The following is a 1,472-nucleotide window of genomic DNA, read 5'->3' as shown; positions in this document are numbered from 1 at the left end:
CGCGCAACGCCATAGCGCGTAGCCGATATCTTCGACCGGGGCGGCTGCATCTCCCTCACCGGCGCCGAGCGCGATCAGATGGGCGGCGCATTCTCCCAGTGCCTGATCGAGGCGCGCCGCTTCCGTCGCACTCCCGTAGAAATCAAGGAACCATGCCAGCGAGTATGACCAGTCGGCGGGTAGATCCTGCCGTTTAATGTCCCTTGCGATGACAGCCTCGACGGCATTGCGGCCTTCGGGCGTCCTCGGTTCAATTCCTCATATCGGGTATAGTTCGGGGGTGGGTTGCTGAAGAATGCGCGCCGGCACAAGGAGCAGGGCCTTATCGAGGGACGGCGGAAAACCTTCCAGTTCCTCTGCCAGTTCCCGGGCGTCCCTCCGTCGTCCCTCCCGGCGCGCCTCCACATATTCGCCGGCCACCACCGCTACGGTGCGTTGCGCACGCTCAGCGGTGCCTGCGGCAATCAGCTCCGGGGGAATATCGCCGTCCTTGATCGCCCAATGCGTGCGGTGCTGCTCGAACTGCGCAATTCCGAGCTGGTCCGCAATCCGCAACACCGCTGCCCGGTCGAGGTAGGCATGGTTCGGGTCGAGGTCGAAGCTGAAGGTCAGTTCGCCGCCACGCCTGACGATATTGCGTATGCGTCCATGCCGGACGACCCGGGCATGCGGGCCGCCGGCACCGACTTCATACATCAGCAGGGCCGGTATTTCTTCCAGGCGCCGTAACGTGTCAGGACGAGACAGATCGATAGTCGCGGCCTCCACGCCGCTATATTCCGTGAATCGGTCGATCGTGGAAGTGTAAGGCGGAGTTTCCCACCACTCGCCATTGCCGGAGACGAGCAAATTAAACATGCAGCTTTTCCGCCATGCGGCTTCCCCGCTATTTCTTTGAAATTGCAGTCATAGGTGTAGCCGCAATCCTCAGAAATAGGCAACATCAAAGAGCGCTTACCCATCTCTTTTGAAAATGAGCTACAATGTGCACCATGAGGGCACCGAAAAGCGAGAAGCTAAGACCGTTCTCTACAGCCGTCCCTACCATTAGTCAGCTCTGAGATCCGGAGATTCTTCCCGCGGGACAACGACAAACCTATTGTTGTTCCAGGTCTCATGTCATTGTGCCAAGTTCCTGCATCCGAGATATTGCGATGAGTATCCTGATAGCCTCATGACGAAGCGACACTTCAAAAATGATACTACCGAAGCGGGAAAATGACAGCTATAGTTGACCCCGAGTCTGCACTAGAGCGGACTCGCATGGGGACGGGCGATGCGGATTTCGAAGATACAGGTCAAAAATTTCCGGTTGCTCCACAACGTAACACTGCAACTTGAGCCTGCCACTACAGTCATCGTCGGTCGAAATAATTGCGGAAAGACGTCGCTCTCTGACGCTATCCGAAAGTTCCTCGAAGGCAAGTCGGGCTTTGAACTCGAAGACTTCTCCCGTGCATGCTACGATCAGT

General features: G+C 57.3%; 2 protein-coding genes. One reads left to right on the top strand and one right to left on the bottom strand.

All coding sequences use genetic code 11. From position 1 onward, the window contains the following. Positions 1-258: 258 nt before the first annotated feature. Positions 259-858, bottom strand: coding sequence for a hypothetical protein (locus A7X77_RS31510; protein ID WP_064686682.1), 600 nt, complete (start codon positions 856-858; stop codon positions 259-261). 418 nt (positions 859-1,276) lie between these two features. Between A7X77_RS31510 and A7X77_RS31505 the strand changes: the two genes are divergently transcribed. Further along, on the top strand, positions 1,277-1,472 hold a 196-nt coding region (locus tag A7X77_RS31505; RefSeq protein ID WP_156668207.1), incomplete at its 3' end, for an AAA family ATPase.

The organism is Rhizobium bangladeshense, assembly GCF_001662075.1.
Taxonomy (GTDB): domain Bacteria; phylum Pseudomonadota; class Alphaproteobacteria; order Rhizobiales; family Rhizobiaceae; genus Rhizobium; species Rhizobium bangladeshense_B.
Note: the sequence above shows the minus strand (reverse complement) of the source record. Positions and strands in the feature narration are given on the sequence as shown.

Coding starts and splice junctions, on each gene's coding strand:
- A7X77_RS31510 (WP_064686682.1), bottom strand. CDS start 858: ATGTTTAATTTGCTCGTCTCCGGCAATGGCGAGTGGTGGGAAACTCCG.